Annotated in this window: 12 protein-coding genes; 2 read left to right on the top strand and 10 right to left on the bottom strand. The window is 60.6% G+C overall.

From position 1 onward, the window contains the following. Positions 1 to 7: 7 nt before the first annotated feature. Complete coding sequence (gene dnaE, locus DHV10_RS03580; RefSeq protein ID WP_109484924.1) at positions 8 to 3,517, top strand: DNA polymerase III subunit alpha; 3,510 nt, start codon at positions 8 to 10, stop codon at positions 3,515 to 3,517. A 208-nt stretch (positions 3,518 to 3,725) separates the two neighbouring features. On the opposite strand, the gene DHV10_RS03575 is transcribed toward dnaE, so the two are convergent. From DHV10_RS03575 to DHV10_RS03535, 9 genes are all read right to left on the bottom strand, one after another. Next, on the bottom strand, positions 3,726 to 5,948 hold the full coding sequence (locus DHV10_RS03575) for a bifunctional rhamnulose-1-phosphate aldolase/short-chain dehydrogenase (RefSeq protein ID WP_109484923.1): 2,223 nt from the start codon (positions 5,946 to 5,948) through the stop codon (positions 3,726 to 3,728). Between the two features lie 95 nt (positions 5,949 to 6,043). Beyond that, entirely contained in the window at positions 6,044 to 6,673 is a 630-nt protein-coding gene (locus tag DHV10_RS03570; RefSeq protein WP_109484922.1) for a LutC/YkgG family protein, read from the bottom strand. Then, positions 6,670 to 8,148, bottom strand: coding sequence for a LutB/LldF family L-lactate oxidation iron-sulfur protein (locus DHV10_RS03565; protein ID WP_338042564.1), 1,479 nt, complete (start codon positions 8,146 to 8,148; stop codon positions 6,670 to 6,672). Before DHV10_RS03565 ends, DHV10_RS03570 begins: the two co-directional genes overlap by 4 nt. Next, positions 8,145 to 8,885, bottom strand: a complete 741-nt coding sequence (locus DHV10_RS03560) for a (Fe-S)-binding protein (protein ID WP_109484920.1) — start codon at positions 8,883 to 8,885, stop codon at positions 8,145 to 8,147. Before DHV10_RS03560 ends, DHV10_RS03565 begins: the two co-directional genes overlap by 4 nt. 168 nt (positions 8,886 to 9,053) lie before the next feature. Further along, positions 9,054 to 9,677, bottom strand: coding sequence for a potassium-transporting ATPase subunit KdpC (gene kdpC / locus DHV10_RS03555; RefSeq protein WP_109484919.1), 624 nt, complete (start codon positions 9,675 to 9,677; stop codon positions 9,054 to 9,056). Between the two features lie 27 nt (positions 9,678 to 9,704). Next, on the bottom strand, positions 9,705 to 11,885 hold the full coding sequence (kdpB, locus tag DHV10_RS03550) for a potassium-transporting ATPase subunit KdpB (protein ID WP_109484918.1): 2,181 nt from the start codon (positions 11,883 to 11,885) through the stop codon (positions 9,705 to 9,707). 12 nt (positions 11,886 to 11,897) lie between these two features. Next, positions 11,898 to 13,619 carry a potassium-transporting ATPase subunit KdpA gene (kdpA, locus tag DHV10_RS03545; RefSeq protein ID WP_109484917.1) on the bottom strand — a complete coding sequence of 574 codons (1,722 nt, stop codon included), beginning with the start codon at positions 13,617 to 13,619 and terminating at the stop codon, positions 11,898 to 11,900. A 1-nt stretch (position 13,620) separates the two neighbouring features. Next, complete coding sequence (gene kdpF / locus DHV10_RS03540) at positions 13,621 to 13,710, bottom strand: K(+)-transporting ATPase subunit F (RefSeq protein ID WP_109484916.1); 90 nt, start codon at positions 13,708 to 13,710, stop codon at positions 13,621 to 13,623. A 228-nt stretch (positions 13,711 to 13,938) separates the two neighbouring features. Continuing rightward, the gene (locus tag DHV10_RS03535; protein WP_109484915.1) at positions 13,939 to 14,643 is read right to left on the bottom strand and encodes a response regulator transcription factor; all 705 of its coding nucleotides are present in this window, start codon (positions 14,641 to 14,643) and stop codon (positions 13,939 to 13,941) included. Positions 14,644 to 14,707: 64 nt separating this feature from the next. Between DHV10_RS03535 and DHV10_RS03530 the strand changes: the two genes are divergently transcribed. Further along, positions 14,708 to 16,177, top strand: a complete 1,470-nt coding sequence (locus DHV10_RS03530) for a sensor histidine kinase (RefSeq protein WP_109484914.1) — start codon at positions 14,708 to 14,710, stop codon at positions 16,175 to 16,177. Here the strand turns inward: DHV10_RS03530 and DHV10_RS03525 are convergent, their stop codons facing one another. Beyond that, a complete protein-coding gene (locus DHV10_RS03525) occupies positions 16,178 to 17,239 on the bottom strand; it encodes a Gfo/Idh/MocA family oxidoreductase (RefSeq protein WP_109484913.1) in 1,062 nt (353 codons plus the stop codon). Between the last annotated feature and the right edge of the window lie 34 nt (positions 17,240 to 17,273).

The following is a 17,273-nucleotide window of genomic DNA, read 5'->3' as shown; positions in this document are numbered from 1 at the left end:
CAGGTCCATGGCTGAATTCACTCATCTCCACCTCCATACTGAATATTCTCTGCTTGATGGCGCTTGCGATGTGCATAAGCTGATCGATCGCGTAGCGGCGCTGGGCCAGAAGTCCGTTGCCATGACCGACCACGGCAACATTTACGGGGCTGTGCACTTTTTCAACGCGGCCAAGGCCAAGGGAATCAAGCCGATCCTGGGGTGCGAGCTTTACGTGTGCAAGGCCGAGGACCATCGTGCGGAGACTCCGAACGATCAGTACAACCACCTGCTGGTGCTGGCGGAGAGCGAAGAGGGGTACCGCAACCTGATCCGGCTGACGAGCGAGGCGAGCCTGCACGGTTTCTATCGCAAGCCGCGCGTGAGCAAGAAGTTTCTTGCCGATAACTCTAAGGGGCTGATTGGTTTTTCAGGGTGCCTGAGCGGCGAGCTAAGCGAAGAGCTGATGGCGGGGAAATACGACAAGGCGAAGGCCGTGGCGTCGCAGTACCAGGACATCTTCGGGCGGGGGAACTTCTACCTCGAGATTCAGGATCAAGGCCTCGAGGATGAGAAGAAGATTCAGTCGGGGCTCTTCCAACTCGAGAAAGACCTGAATATTCCGCTGGTGTTGACGAACGACTCGCACTACCTCTGCGGCGAGGATTCGCACGCGCACGACGTGATGCTCTGCGTGCAGACCGGAGCGAAGATTCATGACGCGGATCGGTTCCGGTTTGATTCGGATCAGTTCTTTGTGAAGTCGGCCGATGAGATGGCGCGGCTGTTTCCGGACTCGCCCGGCGTGATGGAACGGACGATGGAGATCGCGGAGCGCTGCAACTTCAAGCTGCACCCGGTGGACAATCCATTTCCTGAATTTGCGGTGCCGCCAGGGCACACGATCGACAGCTACTTCGAGCAGGTTTGCCGCGAGGGATACAAGAAGCGGCTGGACACGGCGATCCATCATTTGCAGTCGCAGGGACTGCTGAGGTCGCCGATTCATGAGTATGAGGCGCGGCTGGAGCGCGAGATTGCCTGCATCAAGCAGATGAAGTATGCGGGCTACTTCCTGATTGTGTGGGACTTCATCAAGTACGCGAAGGACCACGGCATCCCGGTGGGCCCGGGGCGTGGATCGGCGGCTGGCTCGCTGGTGGCGTACGTCATGGAGATCACCAACATCGATCCGCTGCAGAATGTGCTCCTGTTCGAGCGCTTTCTGAACCCGGAGCGCGTGTCGATGCCGGATATCGACGTGGACTTCTGCATGAACCGCCGCGGTGAGGTGATCGACTACGTTACACGGAAGTACGGCCGCGAGCAGGTGGCGCAGATCATCACGTTCAACACGATGGCAGCGAAGGCTGCGATCAAGGACTGCGGCCGCGCTTTGGATATGCCTTACGGCGATGTAGATCGTGTGGCGAAGCTGGTTCCTCCGACGATCGGCATGACGCTGGACAAGGCGCTGGAAGAGTCGCCCGATCTGCGCAAAGTCTATGACAACGACAAGCAGATTCGCGAGCTGATCGATACAGCGAAAAAGCTCGAGGGGCTGGTTCGCGGGCAGGGTGTACATGCTGCGGGCGTGGTGATTGCCCCGCGCGCTCTAACCGAGCTTGTTCCGGTATCGAGGACGAAGAACGACGAAATCGTCACTGCGTATGACATGAAGGCCGTGGAGAAGATGGGCCTTCTGAAGATGGACTTTCTCGGTCTGACGACCCTAACCGTCATCACCGATTGTCTGAAGCTGATCGAAGAGAATCGCGGTGTCAAACTCGACATCGAGACCATTCCGCTGAAGGATGAGGAGACGTACAAGAAGGTTTTCCACTCGGCGCTGACATCGGGCGTGTTCCAGTTTGAGTCGGGCGGGATGCGCGATGTGCTGCGGCGCTACAAGCCGGAGACGGTCGAAGACCTGACGGCTCTCAACGCGCTTTACCGGCCAGGTCCGATCCAGGGCGGCATGATCGACGACTTCATCGAGCGCAAGTGGGGGCGACGCAAGGTCGAGTACATGCTGCCACAGATTGAAGGCATCCTGAAAGAGACGCTGGGCGTGATCGTGTATCAGGAACAGGTGATGCAGATTGCGAACGTGGTGGCCAGCTACTCGCTCGGCGAGGCCGACCTGCTGCGTCGCGCGATGGGCAAGAAGAACGCTGATGAGATGGCTAAGCAGCGAGAACGGTTTATGTCGGGCGCTGCTACGAACGGCATCCACAAGGGCACGGCGGGCGAACTGTTCGATCAGATGGAGAAGTTCGCGGGCTACGGATTCAACAAGTCTCACTCGGCGGCGTACGCCCTGCTTGCGTATCAGACGGCGTATTTGAAGACGCACTATCCCGTGGAGTTTATGGCGGGGCTGCTGACTTCGGAAACGTCGAAGCCAGAAAACGTGGTGAAGTACATTGGCGAGTGCAAGGAGATGGGCATCGCGGTTGAGCCGCCGGATGTGCAGGCTTCGGGCGCGCAGTTCACTCCGCGAGGCGATGTGATCCGGTTCGGATTGGCAGCGGTGAAGAATGTTGGCGGCAACGCGATCGAGTCGATCATCAAGGGACGTGCCGAAGCAGGCGGGCGGTTTAAGGACCTGTGGGAGTTCTGCGAGAAGGTCGACCTGCGCGTGATGAACAAGCGCGTGATTGAGTCGCTGATCAAGGCTGGAGCGCTGGATTCGATGGGGCAACGCGGGCCGCTCTTCGCGGGAATCGACAAGGCGATGGAGAGCGCGCAGAAAGCGCAGAAGGATGCGGCGCAGGGACAGGCCGGGCTGTTTGGGTTGTTCGATGCTGGGCCGGCGCACGGCAAGAACGGGCACGATCTGCCGAAAGTGCCCGACTGGGAAGAGGGCGAACGGCTCGCGAATGAGAAAGAAGTGCTTGGCTTTTTTGTCTCAGGGCACCCGCTCGACAAGTACGCGGACAAGATCAAGAATCTTTCCGGAATTATTTCGACAGCTGACGCTCTGGAGCGGAAACCGCCGGAGCGCCGCTGGGGTAAGGACGCTGATCCGGCAGACGAGATTCAGGTCGCCGGGATCATTCATGGGTTCCGGGTGCAGAAGAGCAAGCGCGATGGAAAGCTGTATGCGGTCGGCACGCTCGAAGACGCGACGGGCAAAATCGACCTGATCAGTTTTGCGCGCGACTACGAGCGGCTCACGGAGCAGTGGAAGATCCAGGCTCCGGTTGTCGTTCGCGGAATGCTGATGGGCGAGGAGGATTCTGCTCCGAAGATCTCGGTAAGCGGGATCCAGCCGCTTGAAGAAGTGAAGGTGAAGCTGCCCAATGCGGTGCGCATCCGCATCAGCCTCGATCGCGCAACGGAGGAGATGTTCTCAGGCCTGAAGAGTGCGGCAGAGGCGGCGCCTGGACCCGGGAAGGTGATGATCTTCCTGGAGAAGAAGGGTGAGTTCCAGGTGATTCTTGAGCCCGAGCAGATGAGCGTGGCGGCAGACCGCTGCTGGGTGGAGCGCGTTGAGGAACTGATTGGGAAGGGCACCGTGCAGCCTATTGCCTAAGGACGAAATGGCAGCCGTCACGGGAAGCTTAGGGCTTCCCCGAATCTGGCTGCCGGATCGCAAGAAAGGTTAGTGGAGCAAGAGTAGCGTCGACCGAGAAGGAACGCTATACCACCAAAGTTATCAGCAGTATGCTGTAGCGGTAACACGCCTATATAGAGACGCTTATGCGGATTTCCTGAATCGATATCTGAGGTTTAAGTCGGTCTTAGCGGAGAAACGCCTCGCTGAGACCTCCGTCCACCGGGAAGATATGTCCTGAGGTGCACCGCGTTTTTGGGCTGGCCAGGAACAGGATGGCTTCAGCGCAGTCCACCGGATCGATGGGCTGGTGGGTCAGGGTGCGCTTGGCGTAAAACGCCGCGAGAAGGCTGCGCAACTCTTCGTCTGATTTCGTTTCGTCGAACGGGATGTTGTATTTCGTCAGCGATGCACGCACGCGATCGCGCGGAAACATGGTGCTGCCCTTGACGACAGTAGCGGGCGAGACCGCGTTAACGCGAACTTTGGGCGAGAGGGAGATGGCGAGTTCGCGGACGAGATGCGAAAGAGCCGCTTTGCTGACGTCGTAAGCTTCGCTGCCGCGCTTTGCGACGACCGCGTTTGCGGAACTGGTGAGCACAATGCTGCCATCAAGGTTCTGGTCGGCGAAGATCTTTGCGGCTTCGTCGGCCAGGATGTAGTTCGCGGTGACGTTGATGTCGAGGGTCGTGGACCAGAGATCGTCGGAGATGTGGCCCTCAGGGGTTGATGGAAAGAGCGCGGCGGTATTGATGAGAATGTCGATGCCGCCGAATGCGGCGATGGTGGCGCGGATGGCGTCGCGCACGGTTTCCCGTTTGCGGATGTCGAGGGTGGTGGAGGCGGCGAATTCCTTGCTGGAGATTTTGGCGACCTCCGCCTCGACATGCTTTGCGGCGGCTTCGTCGCGGTCGGCAATCATGACGTGAGCGCCGCGGGTGGCCGCGAGATGGGCGACTTCGCGGCCAATGCCGCTGCCTCCGCCGACGATCAGCGCGATGCGTCGGCTCAGCTCTTTCTCTGGCGGCTGACGGCGCAGCTTGGCCTCTTCCATCGCCCAGTACTCAATGCGAAACGCTTCGATCGGCGGGAGCGCCACGTAGTTGCTGAAACTTTTGAAGCTGGCGGGGTCCATGCCTTCGCCACACTGCGGAAGTGCATCCTTCACGTCATCGGTTCCGGTGAGCAGGCTGGCGCCTTCCATCACATGAATGGCGTTGGTGTAGAACTCGCCCGTGATGCGTGCTTCCGTCTTGCTCTTGCCGAAGCTGAACATGCCGAGCCCGGGGATAAGAACGATGGCGGGGACTGGATCGCGCAGCGGTGGTGAATCCGGCTTGACGAAGTAGTGATAGTAGGTGAAGTACTGTTCGCGATATTCGGTCAAGGAGCGATCGATGTGTGCTTTCAGATCCGCAACGCTTTCGTTCTTCGCCCAGGGCACGAACATGGGGCGGATCTTGGTGCGGATGAAGTGATCGGGGCAGCTTGTGCCGAGATACGCCAGCTCCTGCGCGTGCGTGGAGTTGACGAACTGAAGAACATCGGGGGCGTCGCTGAAGCTGGAGATGTAGCGATGCTGCGCGCTGAGTCGGCCGCGAAGGTGAGGAGCGATTTCGGTCGCGAGCGCGCGGCGATCGGTGCGCGAGGGAACGGATTCGCCACCGAATCGCTTAGGGCCGAGAGCTTCGCCGTGCCGCGCGATGAACTGGCCGATCTGGTCGATCATGGTGATGGTGTTCAGGTAGCACTCGCGCTGGGTGTCGCCCCAGGTGAAGATGCCGTGTCCGCCAAGGATGATGCCGTCGCATCCGGGGTTTTTCTGGACGGCGTTGCGCATCATGAGGCCGAGTTCGAAGCCAGGGCGCTGCCAGGGAACCCAGATGAGGGAGTGGTTGAATTCGCGATTGAATTCATCCATCTTCGCCTTGCCGTTGGCGGAGGCGGCGAGGGCTATGGCCCAGTCGGGATGGAGATGGTCGACGTGTGGGAAGGGCAGGAATCCATGCAGCGGTGTGTCGATCGATGCAGCGACGGGATTGTCTCCGAAGGTGCAGACACGATACATGGCCACCATGTCGTCTTCGAAGTCGACGCCCTTGTAGAGCTTTTCGAGGGCGAGCAGCTTGTCGAGATAGAGCGTCGCAAAGCCTGCACGCTTGATGCTGCCGAGGTCGCCGCCGGAGCCTTTGACCCAGAGCACTTCAACTTCCTGGCCGGTGAGCGGGTCAATCTCCTTGACCTTGGAGCTGGTGTTGCCGCCGGCAAAGTTGGTGATGCGCAGGTCGGAGCCGAGCAGGTTGGAGCGGTAGCGGAGGGACTCAGGCTCATCGAGACCGGCGGCCACGGCAGAGTTCCAGCGATCTTCGAGGAAGCGGAGGGTTGCGTTTGCGAGAGTAGCCTGCGACATGAAGCACCACCGATCGGGGGAGAAATCTCAGACTTCGATTGTAATGCGGATGCGGGCGGGATGACGGTCCAGGGTGAGGGTTGGTGCGGGCGGGCTCAGGCGTCGTCGCGAACGATGATGACACTGAGGAAGCGGGGACCGTGGACGCCTTTGATGCGGGTCATTTCGATGTCTGCTGTTGCCGATGGCCCGGAGATGAAGGTAGCGAGACGTGGGGGATTGGGGAAGCGGGCGAAGTATTCCGGCATGGTCTCGACGATCTGCGATGCGCGAAGGATGCAGAGGTGGAAGTCGGGGAGGAGGGAGATGATGCGGCGTCCTTCGGCGGGCCCGTGATGCAGGATGATGGTGCCCGAGTCGGCAACGCCTGCAGAAGCTGCCGTCATGACACCTGCGCATTGCTCGATTTCGTCGTAGATGAGGTTCTGATCGCGGAGCCAAGTAAAGTCTTCAGCAAGCCACTCGTGGGGAACTCCGTCCGGGACGATGAATCGGTGCCTGCCGCTATCGCGCAGTTGAGGGGAGATCGTTGCCGGCAGATCCGACGCCGCGCACTCGACTACTTCCGCTCCGTATTCGCGCAGGCGCTCGGTCATGAGCTGGATGCGAGCCTCGTTCTCGAGCGCACCTGCATGGATGTAGCCGCGGGGAAGGTCTTCGTATCTGCTCCTGTCGCCGCTCGTTGCGGTGCGGATGCGGTCGAGTATTTGCTGGCGCGAGTTCACTTGTCGGCCCCCGTTTTTGGCTTAGATTCGCGTTCGGCCCACCACTGGCGGAAGGTCTGGTCGGGCAGGGCGGGGAGGTCGCGCGAGAGGGTCCAGCGCGAACCGAGGCTGGGCAGTTTGCGGATCCATCCGTCTTTGCCGGTGAAAAATCGGAGGCCGAGTCTGCCGAACCATTGCGCCATGCGGAATCGGGATGCGCTTGCGAAGGCAAAGTTGGCGGCTTTCATGCCGAGGTACATGGGATCCGTCCAGCGCGCGGAATCCACGCGTTCCTGATCCACGACCTGGGCGCGAAGATCGATCAGCACCTCGGGGATGTTGATCTTGACCGGACAGACTTCGTAGCACGCGCCGCAGAGAGAAGAGGCATAGGGAAGCGACTGTGCGTGCCGCATGCGTTCGAGTTGCGGAGTGAGAATGGCGCCGATAGGCCCGGCGTAGGGTGAGCCGTAAGCGTGGCCGCCGGTCTGGCGGTAGACGGGGCAGGTGTTGAGGCATGCCGCACAGCGAATACATTGCAGCGTCTGGCGCTCGACTTTGCGGGCAAGGATTTCAGAACGGCCGTTGTCGAGCAGGACAACATGGAAGCGCTGCGGGCCATCCCCGGAAACTACGCCGGACCAAAGGGAGTTGTATGGGTTGAGGCGCTCGCCGGTTGCGGAGCGGGCGAGGACCTGCAGCATGACTTCGAGATCAGCGAAGCGGGGCAGAACCTTCTCGATGCCGGCCAACGTGATGAGCGTGCGCGGCAGCGTGAGGCACATGCGGCCGTTGCCCTCGGACTCGACAATAGCAACGGAGCCTGTCTCGGCGATGAGGAAATTTGCTCCACTGATCGCTGTCGGGACGCTGAGGAACTTTCGGCGCAGGTAGGTGCGGGCCGCGGCGGTGAGGGCCTCGGGATCGTTGGGCAGCTGCGGCAAGCCCATCTGCCGGGCAAAGATTTCGCGGACCTGATGGCGGTTCACGTGGAGGGCGGGAACGACGATGTGCGATGGCTCATCGTGCCCGAGTTGCAGGATCAGTTCGGCAAGATCTGTTTCGATCGCGGCGATTCCAGCCGCTTCGAGCGCGGGGTTGAGCTGGATTTCGGCGGAAGTCATGGTCTTGATCTTGATGACTTCAGTTGCGTTTTCTTCGCGCAGGATGTCGATGATGATGCGGCGGGCTTCGGCGGCGTTGCTGGCCCAGTGCACCACTCCGCCGGCGGCAGTGCAGTTGGTTTCGAACTGTTCGAGGTAGGTGGCCAGATTCGCGAGAACGTGTGCGCGGATGGCTGATGCCGAAGTGCGCAGCTCCTGCCAATCCTTTTTCTCTGCAACCAGACGATTACGCTTGGCCTGGATGACGTCGGTTGCATGGGCGACGTTCTTGCGCAGCTGCGTGTTCTGGAGGATTGGCAGCGCTGCTTTGGGGAACGGAGGCGCAAGGCGCGGGTCCATCACTGGCGTACTGATGGGTACGGGGCCGCTCACGATGCGCCCGCTTCCGTGCTGGCCAGGATCTCGGCGAGATGAATGGGCTTCATCTTCAGATTGCGGCGATGGAGCGCACCGCCCAGGTGCATGAGGCAACTGTTGTCGAGCGCCGTGCAGTACTCGGCCTCTGTTGCGAGCAGGTCGGTGAGCTTGGCATCGAGCATGGCGGTCGAGACATCCGCGTTCTTGACGGAGAATGTTCCGCCAAATCCGCAGCAGCGATCGAGATTCGCTATAGGAGTGAGTTCCAGTCCGCGGACTCTTCGCAGTAGCCGGAACGGGCGTTCGCCGATATTCAGTCCGCGCAGGCCGTGGCAGCTTGCGTGGTACGCAACACGATGCGGGAAGCAAGCGCCGACATCGTCGATGCCGAGCTTGTCGGTAAGGAACTCGCTGAACTCGAAGATTCGCGGCAGTAGGGCGGCGAAGGCGCGGCGCAACTCCTCATTTCCCAGTTCTGCAAAGAGACCGGGATACTGGTCGCGGATCATCGCGACACATGAGGACGAGGGAATGACCACGCATTCCGTGTCGCGATAGAGCTGAACGAAACGCTTGGCTTGCGAATACGCTTCGCCGCGGAATCCGGTATTGGCGTGCATCTGGCCGCAGCAGGTCTGCGCGGGAGCGAATTCGACTTCTACTCCGAGGCGCTCAAGGAGACGCACAACGGCGCGGCCGGTCTGCGGGAAAAGCGTGTCGTTGTAGCAGGTGATGAAGAGCGATGCGCGCATCGTTTGAACCGGAAAATCCTACGCCGGCATGAAAGGGAAGAATATGCGATGCCGGCGCGACACGTCTATGATGCTGCGCACCTTGCGAGCTTTGCTGGCAGGTGGTGGAGACAAAAAGGAGGGGAGGCGTGAACTGCGGCCTCCCCAATTCCAGGACAACGTGGAAAGTCATTTCGCAAGCTGATCGAGAGCCAGGTTCAGCTCAAGAACATTGACGCGCGGCTCACCTAGGAGCCCGAATGTGCGCGCCTGCGTGTGCTGGCTTATGAGCTGCTTGAGTTGCTCTTCGCTCAGGCCTCGAGCCTTCGCCACACGACGGGCTTGAAAGAGCGCATTGTCTGGAGTGATGTCCGGGTCGAGGCCGGAGCCGGAGGTCGTAACGGCGTCTATGGGCACCGGGCGGCCGGGGTTCTCCGCAGCGAGCTTATCGATATCGCCCTGCATGCGCTGCACGAGCTTCGCGTTCGACTGCGCGTAGTTGGAGCCGCCGGACGAGGTGGCGTCATAGCCGTTCCCGGCCGCCGATGGGCGAGGATGAAAGTACTTGTCGCTGGCGAAGCCCTGGGCGAGCAACTCGGAGCCGATCACCTGCCCATTGCGCTCGATGAGACTGCCTGCGGCCCTGTGCGGGAAGACCGCGCCGGCTACCCCGGTCAGAACGAGGGGATACGCGATGCCAAACAGAAGTGTGGTCAGCAGTGTGAAGCGTATGGAGGTGGCCCACACCGAATGCTCGGCTGTTTGAGCTTCGTGGGCGTGTGCCGGAACGGGGAGAGTAGCTGTCGTAGTCATATGCAGTCCTTGTCAGATCGATCGTGCTCAGGCCAGGTGCATGGCGACGAGCAATACATCGATGGCTTTGATTCCGATGAATGGGATGATGACGCCGCCCACGCCATAGATGAGCAGGTTCTGCCGCAGGAGAGCCTGCGCAGACTTCGGCTCGTACTTCACGCCACGTAAAGCGAGGGGGATGAGACCAATGATGATAACCGCGTTGAAGACGACGGCCGAGAGTATAGCCGATTGTGGCGTTGCGAGATGCATGATGTTGAGTGCGTTCAGCACAGGAAACGCACCGGCGAACATCGCCGGGATGATTGCGAAGTATTTTGCGACGTCGTTGGCGATCGAGAAGGTGGTGAGGGCACCGCGCGTCATGAGGAGTTGTTTGCCGATCTCGACGATCTCGATGAGCTTGGTCGGGTTGGAGTCGAGGTCGACCATGTTGCCGGCTTCCTTGGCGGCCTGGGTACCGGAGTTCATGGCGACGCCCACGTCGGCCTGGGCGAGTGCGGGCGCGTCGTTGGTGCCGTCGCCGGTCATGGCGACCAGCTTGCCTTTGGACTGTTCGCGTTTGATGAGGTCCATCTTGTCTTTGGGCTTGGCTTCCGCGAGGAAGTCGTCAACGCCGGCTTCACGTGCGATGACGGCAGCGGTGAGGGGATTGTCGCCCGTGATCATGACGGTGCGAATGCCCATGGCGCGCAGACGAGCGAGACGTTCTTTGAGCCCGCCCTTGACGATGTCTTTGAGGTAGATGACACCGAGAGCGGCGGCATTCTCGGCGACTACGAGCGGCGTACCGCCGGCACGCGAGATTTCCTCGACGGAGTCGCGGACCTGTTTGGGGAGGGACGACCCCTGATCCTCGAGGAAGCGCGCGATGGCTGCAGCTGAGCCCTTGCGGATGCGCATGCCGGGAAGGTTGACGCCGCTCATGCGTGTCTGTGCGGAGAAGCGAACGAACTCCGCATGGATGCCGCCGAGATCGCGACCGCGGAGGTTGTACTTTTCTTTTGCGAGGACGACGATGGAACGGCCTTCGGGAGTCTCGTCTGACAACGACGCGAGCTGCGCCGCGTCGGCGAGCCGCTCAGCAGTGATATCTGGGGCGGGAATGAATTCGGTGGCCTGGCGATTACCGAGCGTGATGGTGCCGGTCTTGTCGAGCAGAAGAGTGTTGACGTCACCTGCAGCTTCGACGGCACGGCCGCTCATAGCAAGGACGTTGTACTGGACGAGACGGTCCATGCCGGCGATGCCGATGGCGGAGAGCAGCCCGCCGATGGTGGTGGGGATGAGGCAGACGAGCAGCGAGACAAGCACGAAGACCGTCTGAGGGGCTTTCGAGTAGATGGCGAAGGGCTGAAGAGTTACGACGGCGAGAAGGAAGACAATGGTGAGGCCGGAGAGCAGGATAGAGAGCGCGATCTCGTTAGGCGTCTTCTGACGAGTGGCGCCTTCAACGAGGGCGATCATGCGGTCGAGAAAGGTTTCGCCGGGATTTGAGGTGATACGAACCTTGATCCAGTCGGAGAGGACCTTGGTACCGCCGGTGACGGCCGAGCGGTCTCCTCCGGCCTCGCGAATGACGGGAGCGGATTCACCGGTGATGGCGGATTCGTCCACGGAAGCAACGCCCTCGATGACCTCGCCGTCGCCGGCAATGTAGTGTCCCGCAGGCACGTAGATCACGTCGCCGGATCGAAGCTGGCCGCTCGCGACTTGCTCGAGCGCGCCGGAGGCAATGTAGCGCTGGGCGATGGTCTCACCCTTCGCTTTGCGGAGCGTGTCTGCCTGCGCCTTACCGCGACCTTCGGCCATGGCTTCGGCGAAGTTCGCAAACAGGACTGTGAACCAGAGCCAGAGCGTGATCTGGAGGTTGAAGCCGAAGCCGGCGCGCTGGTGGACCGTGTTGTCGATGAGGAGCAGCGTCGTCAGCACGCTGCCGACCTCAACGACAAACATCACCGGGTTCTTGACCATCCAGCGCGGATTGAGTTTGCGGAAGGCGTCGACCAGCGCCTGGCGGATAATCTCCGCGTTCCAGAGGCTTTTCTGTTCGACCACGCCGGGGATTGATTTCTTCTGGCGCTTGCCGTGGTGCTCCGGCGGCAGCGATGGAGACGGCGGCAGCAGAACCTGCGAGTCCTGAAGGGAGGGATCGGACGGCAACTCCGCCTGGGCAGCAAAATTCAATCTAGAAAAGGAACTCATGATTCGATCTCCTCAGAAAAGCTGGCCGGACTTCAGCAGCAGGTGTTCGAGAATTGGGCCGAGGCTCAGAGCGGGAAAGAAGGTGAGCGCGCCGAGGATCAGAACCACTCCCACAAGAAGGACAGTGAAGAGGGGCGTGTTCACGGGGAATGTGCCGGGGGAAGGGGGAACGCTCTTCTTCTGCGCAAGATTGCCGGCAAGCGCGAGGACCGGGATGATCATCAGGAAACGCCCGATGAGCATGTCCCAGCCGATGGTGACGTTGTACCACCAGTTCGGACCGAGTCCTGCAAAGGCCGATCCGTTGTTGCCTGCGCCTGACGTGAAGGCGTAGAGAATCTCGCTGAGGCCGTGCGGGCCGCCGTTGTTTGTGGTGCCGAGGCCGACGTTGGGCATGAGCACGAAGATGGCCGTGAGCGACAGAATGATCAGCGGGAATATCAGGACGTAGAGCATCGCCATCTTCACGTCGTAAGACTCGATCTTCTTGCCCAGATATTCAGGTGTTCGGCCGACCATGAGGCCGGCGATGAACACTGCCTGCACAACGAAGATCAGCATTCCGTAAAGGCCGGCACCCACGCCGCCGAAGATGACTTCGCCAAGCATGATGTTGGTGAGGGGAATCAGGCCGCCAAGCGGAGTGAAGCTGTCGTGCATGCCATTCACTGCGCCGCAGCTTGCATCGGTGGTGATGGTGGCGAAGAGAGCGCTCTCAGCAATGCCGTTACGCACTTCCTTGCCTTCCATGTTGCCGCCGGGGGCGGACGCGGTGATGGTCTGTGCTGCTCCGTGAATGAGCGGGTGCGGATGCGCTTCAGCCCAGTAGAGCGTTCCGAATCCAGCAGCAAAGAGCAGGTACATCGCGGCGAAGACCGCCCATCCATGGCCAGGCGATCCGGTCATGCGTCCGAGGGTGTAGGTGAGGCCAGCGGGGATGATGAAGATGGAGAGGATCTGGAGGAAGTTCGTGAGGGGCGTCGGATTCTCGAAGGGGTGTGCGCTGTTGGCATTGAAGAAGCCGCCCCCATTGGTGCCGAGCATCTTGATGGCTTCCTGCGAGGCGACCGGCCCCTGGGCGATGGTCTGCGTCTGCCCTTCAAGAGTGTGCGCACTTGTGTAGGAGTGGAGGTTCTGCGGAACGCCCATCGCAACCAGAAGCATTGCGTAGAGGACCGACCCGGGGAGCAGGATGTAGAGCAACGATCGTGTTGTATCGACCCAGAAATTGCCGATGGTGTCGGACTGGGTTCGCTTGATGGCGCGTACCAGGGCAATGGCGACGACGATACCGACGGCAGCGGAGAAGAAGTTGTGCGTGGCGAGCCCGGCCATCTGGGTGAGATAGCTCATGGTGCTTTCGCCGGTGTAGAACTGCCAGTTGGTGTTGGTCGTGAAGCTCGCGGCAGTGTTCCATGCAAGATCGGGTCCGACGTTTGCGAGATGCTGCGGATTCCACGGAAGAACAGCCTGCGCTCGCTCGATGATGTAGGTGACGAGCATGGTGACGGCAGAGAAGCCGAGCATGGCGAATGCATACTGTCGCCAGTTCATTTCGTGCTCCGCGTTAATGCCGCACAGCCGGTAGGTGAGGCGCTCGATCGGGCGAAGGATCGGGTCGAGCCAGGTCCTCTGGCCTTCAAGGACGCGCGCGAGGTAGATTCCGACCGGCTTTACAGTCAGCAGCAGAACCAGCGAGTAAACGACAAATTGCAGCCATCCATTTGCCGACATTTCAGAATTTCTCCGGATAAAGCAGTGAGACTGCGAGGTAGACGAGCAGCAAAACGGAGCAGAGAAGTGCGAGTGCTGTGACGAGACTCATGGGCTACCTCAGCTTCTGGCAGGCCTTCACGTACAGAAAGGCTCCGGCGAAGAAGATCGCGGTGTAGAAAAGCATGGTGAGATCCTGCATGGCTCTCCTCGATTTGGGCGCGGTGCTTTGCCCAATCCAGGAATGATTCTGCGAGGAGTTGCGTTGGAATAGCGGAAGGGAATGCTAAAGGAAAGATAAAGGCAGGTTCAGGGCTGCCCCAGTCTCCGGAGAGAGGTCTTAGGACTCCTGATCACTTGCTCCGCTAAGGCCTTCTGGAACGAAGCGATAGCCGATCCATGGCTCGGTCTGGATGTACTGCTTGCCAGTTTCAGCTTCGAGCTTCTTGCGCAACTGGCCGACGAAGACGCGCAGATATTCCGGCTGATGCGCCGACTGCACACCCCACACTCCGGTGAGGAGCGCGCGATGAGTGATGACCTTGCCTGCGTGGCGCGCCAGGTGTACGAGCAGTTCAAACTCTTTGGGAGTCAGGTGGAGCGGCTTGCCCAGGACCTCAACGCTGTGCGCAGCTGCGTCGATCACAAAATCGCCAGCGCTGATGGCAGATTCTGCCCTCTCTGGCGCGCGGCGCAGGTGGGCGCGCACGCGTGCGAGCAGTTCCTGAATGCTGAAAGGCTTGGTTACATAATCATCCGCGCCGGAGTCGAGGGCCTCGATTTTGGAGCGTTCGTGGTCGCGGACGGACAGCACCAGGATCGGAGTTGAGGACGTCGTGCGAATTGCGCGGCAGACTTCCACGCCGCTCAGTCCGGGCATCATGAGGTCGGTGATGACGAGGTCTGGAAGCCACTCGGAGAAGAGCCGCAGACCCTCCTCGGGATCGTTCGCCGTGCGAACATCAAAGGCCTGTGCGGAGAGCGAGGCTCGCAGCACACGCGTGATTTGCGGTTCATCGTCGATGACAAGAATGCGTCCGGGCATGGTCTTCTTCTTTGAGCAAAGCTTACATCATCGCGGCGCGCGAGTATCATCAGCCTGAGAACCGATGCAGCTCAGACCCAGGCCGCACCATTATGTGCAGTGGCTCGCCGCCACGCTTGCAGCCGTGCTTACGACGGTGGGCCTGAGTGCTGCGCATGCGCATCCCGCGACCGCAGGCATGATCTTCCTGGTAGTGGTTGTGGTCACGGCCACACAGGCGGGACTCTTCATATCGCTGTACAGCGCCGTTTTGTGCGCGCTCGCATTCGACTACTTCTTCCTTCCCCCTTTTCGCACTTTTATTCTCGCCGGCCCTCAGGAATGGGTATCGATGGTCACGTTCGCGATCAGTTCGCTCGTTGCCGGCCGTGTATCAGAGCGCGCACGCAAACAAAAAGATGAGGCGGAGCAGAGGCGGGAAGATGTGGAGCGGCTGTTTCAGATCAGCCAGGAGATGATTCTGCATCAGGATGCAGCCAGCCTGATCCGGGATTTGCCGCACCTGCTGAAGCGAATCTTCTCACTCGAGGATGTCGCTCTCTACGTGCAGGATCGCGATCAGTTCGAGTCGACGTCGGAAGAACCGGCCGGGATGTTCAAGGCGAACCTTCGGGACCTGGCGAAGTCATCCACTCAGATCGCGGCTGCTGTGCGGGATAATTTTGAGTCGCACCTGCTGTTTGTTGGCGTGCGCCCTGTTGGGGCGCTTGCGTGGAGTCCTCCAACGCTGTCGAAGGAAGTGGCGACTGCGGTCTCCGCGCAGATTGGGATTGCGCTTTCGCGCGCCATGGCGATTGAGGCCAGCGCGCGGCTCGAGGCTTCACGCGAGAGCGAGCGGTTGCGTGCGGCGCTCATCGATTCGCTGACGCATGAGCTTCGGACGCCGTTGACCGCGATCCGCGCCGCCGCGACTACGCTCACGCAGGATCAGGGGCTGGATGATCCGGTGCGCAAAGAACTAGCCACAGTGGTTGACGAGGAGTCGGCGCGGCTCGATGCTCTGATCGGCGAGGCTGTTGAGATGGCGGAGATCGATGCCAATGTGGTCAAGGTGCAGGCTGCACCGCGCCACACGCGCACGCTGCTGGAGCAGGTGGTCGCCGAGTCGCGCGCTTCGCTGGGGCGGCACCAGGCGGTGCTGATGGTGCAGGAGCCGGACAGGCCGGTGTGGTTCGATGCTCGGCTGCTGGGGCGGGTGTTTCGGCACCTCATTGAGAATGCTGCGCGCTATTCTCCGCCGGAGAGCCGGATTGTGCTGCGGGCGCGACGGGTTGAGGGACGCCTGGAGTTTGAAGTGGAAGACAACGGGCCGGGAATCGACAGAGCCGATCTGCCGCACATCTTCGAGAAGTTCTATCGCGGGAAAAAGGGCAAGGTCATCGGCAAGGGAACCGGCATGGGGCTGGCAATCGCGCGTGCCATCGTGCGGGCGCATGGCGGCGATCTGGGGGTCGAAAGCAGCCCGGAACATGGCAGCACGTTTCGGTTCTGGGTGCCGCTTGTGGAGAAGGATCCAGCGGAATCGGCGAGCTGATCAGGCCGGCTCGCTGCTCCAGTCGCACTCGATGTCGCGATGCTCTTCGGCGCTCTGCCTGGCCCACTCAAGGATGCGAGCGCCGCGCCATGCGTCGGTCGCGGTCGCAAGATCCGGAGATAGCGTGCCGAGCAGGGCATCACGGACCCCCACATAGAAGCGTCGATAGTTTCCGGGGAGGGATGGCACGCGGGTCTCGACCGGATCGCCGTCGAGACCGACGCTCAACGTGCCCCAGCGATCCGACTGCTCCTGACCCCAAGCCGGATCTTCGATTTTTGTGATTTTGGTGAGCGCATCTTCCTGCGGGTCAAGTCCCCATTTCCAGAAGTTGCCACGCGTGCCTCGCAAGTGAAAACGTGACCTGGCCAGAGAAGAGAGAAGATTGCAGTTCAGGGTTGCGGAGAAGCCGGTGAGGTAGTGCAGGCGGATGCTGAAGGAATCGGTGGCTCCGTCCCCGTCGCGTTCCCGCCGCGCGTCGCAACCGACCGATGCCGGAAGGCCGAAGAGAACCAGCGTCTGGTCTACGAGATGCGTACCAATGTCGAAAAGCAATCCGCCCTGATCCTGGTCTTCCTTCCAGGGGCGGCGCGTGAGCCCCGGACGCCAGCGGTCGAAATTTGATTCCAGGTGGACGTTCCTGCCCACGTGATGCTCATCCAGTACTTTGCGCAGCGTCTGAAAGTCACTGTCGAAACGGCGGTTATGGAACGGAAAAAGTTGCAGGCCGATGCCGCCGGCCAGCTCTGACAGCTGGCGTATCTCGTCGGACGTGAGGGCCACCGGTTTGTCGACCACGACGTTTTTGGCGGCTTCCAGAGCTTGCATGGCGATGGAGAAATGGGAGGCATTCGGCGTTGCGACGACAACCAGCTTGATGGAAGCGTCTGCGAGAAGCTCGTCCACCGATCGGTACGTAGTAATACCGGGATACCGCTCCGCGGCATTGTTGGAACTGCGTTCAACAACGGCGGCTAGTTCGAGGCCTTCAACAGAAGAGATGAGCGGTGCGTGGAAGACGCGGCCCGCCAGTCCAAAACCGACTACCCCAACGCGAATCATTGGCTCCCCCGATCGCGACGAAACTTCATGAGCT

The sequence above is a fragment of the Occallatibacter savannae genome, assembly GCF_003131205.1.
Classification (GTDB): Bacteria; Acidobacteriota; Terriglobia; order Terriglobales; family Acidobacteriaceae; genus Telmatobacter; species Telmatobacter savannae.
This window is presented reverse-complemented; position numbering and strand designations above follow the sequence as displayed.

Excerpts from the sequence above, each read along its gene's own strand:
- dnaE (WP_109484924.1), top strand. The coding sequence starts at position 8 with ATGGCTGAATTCACTCATCTCCACCTCCATACTGAATATTCTCTGCTT.
- DHV10_RS03575 (WP_109484923.1), bottom strand. The coding sequence starts at position 5,948 with ATGTCGCAGGCTACTCTCGCAAACGCAACCCTCCGCTTCCTCGAAGAT.
- DHV10_RS03560 (WP_109484920.1), bottom strand. The coding sequence starts at position 8,885 with ATGCGCGCATCGCTCTTCATCACCTGCTACAACGACACGCTTTTCCCG.
- kdpC (WP_109484919.1), bottom strand. The coding sequence starts at position 9,677 with ATGACTACGACAGCTACTCTCCCCGTTCCGGCACACGCCCACGAAGCT.
- kdpB (WP_109484918.1), bottom strand. The coding sequence starts at position 11,885 with ATGAGTTCCTTTTCTAGATTGAATTTTGCTGCCCAGGCGGAGTTGCCG.
- kdpA (WP_109484917.1), bottom strand. The coding sequence starts at position 13,619 with ATGTCGGCAAATGGATGGCTGCAATTTGTCGTTTACTCGCTGGTTCTG.
- kdpF (WP_109484916.1), bottom strand. The coding sequence starts at position 13,710 with ATGAGTCTCGTCACAGCACTCGCACTTCTCTGCTCCGTTTTGCTGCTC.
- DHV10_RS03535 (WP_109484915.1), bottom strand. The coding sequence starts at position 14,643 with ATGCCCGGACGCATTCTTGTCATCGACGATGAACCGCAAATCACGCGT.
- DHV10_RS03530 (WP_109484914.1), top strand. The coding sequence starts at position 14,708 with ATGCAGCTCAGACCCAGGCCGCACCATTATGTGCAGTGGCTCGCCGCC.
- DHV10_RS03525 (WP_109484913.1), bottom strand. The coding sequence starts at position 17,239 with ATGATTCGCGTTGGGGTAGTCGGTTTTGGACTGGCGGGCCGCGTCTTC.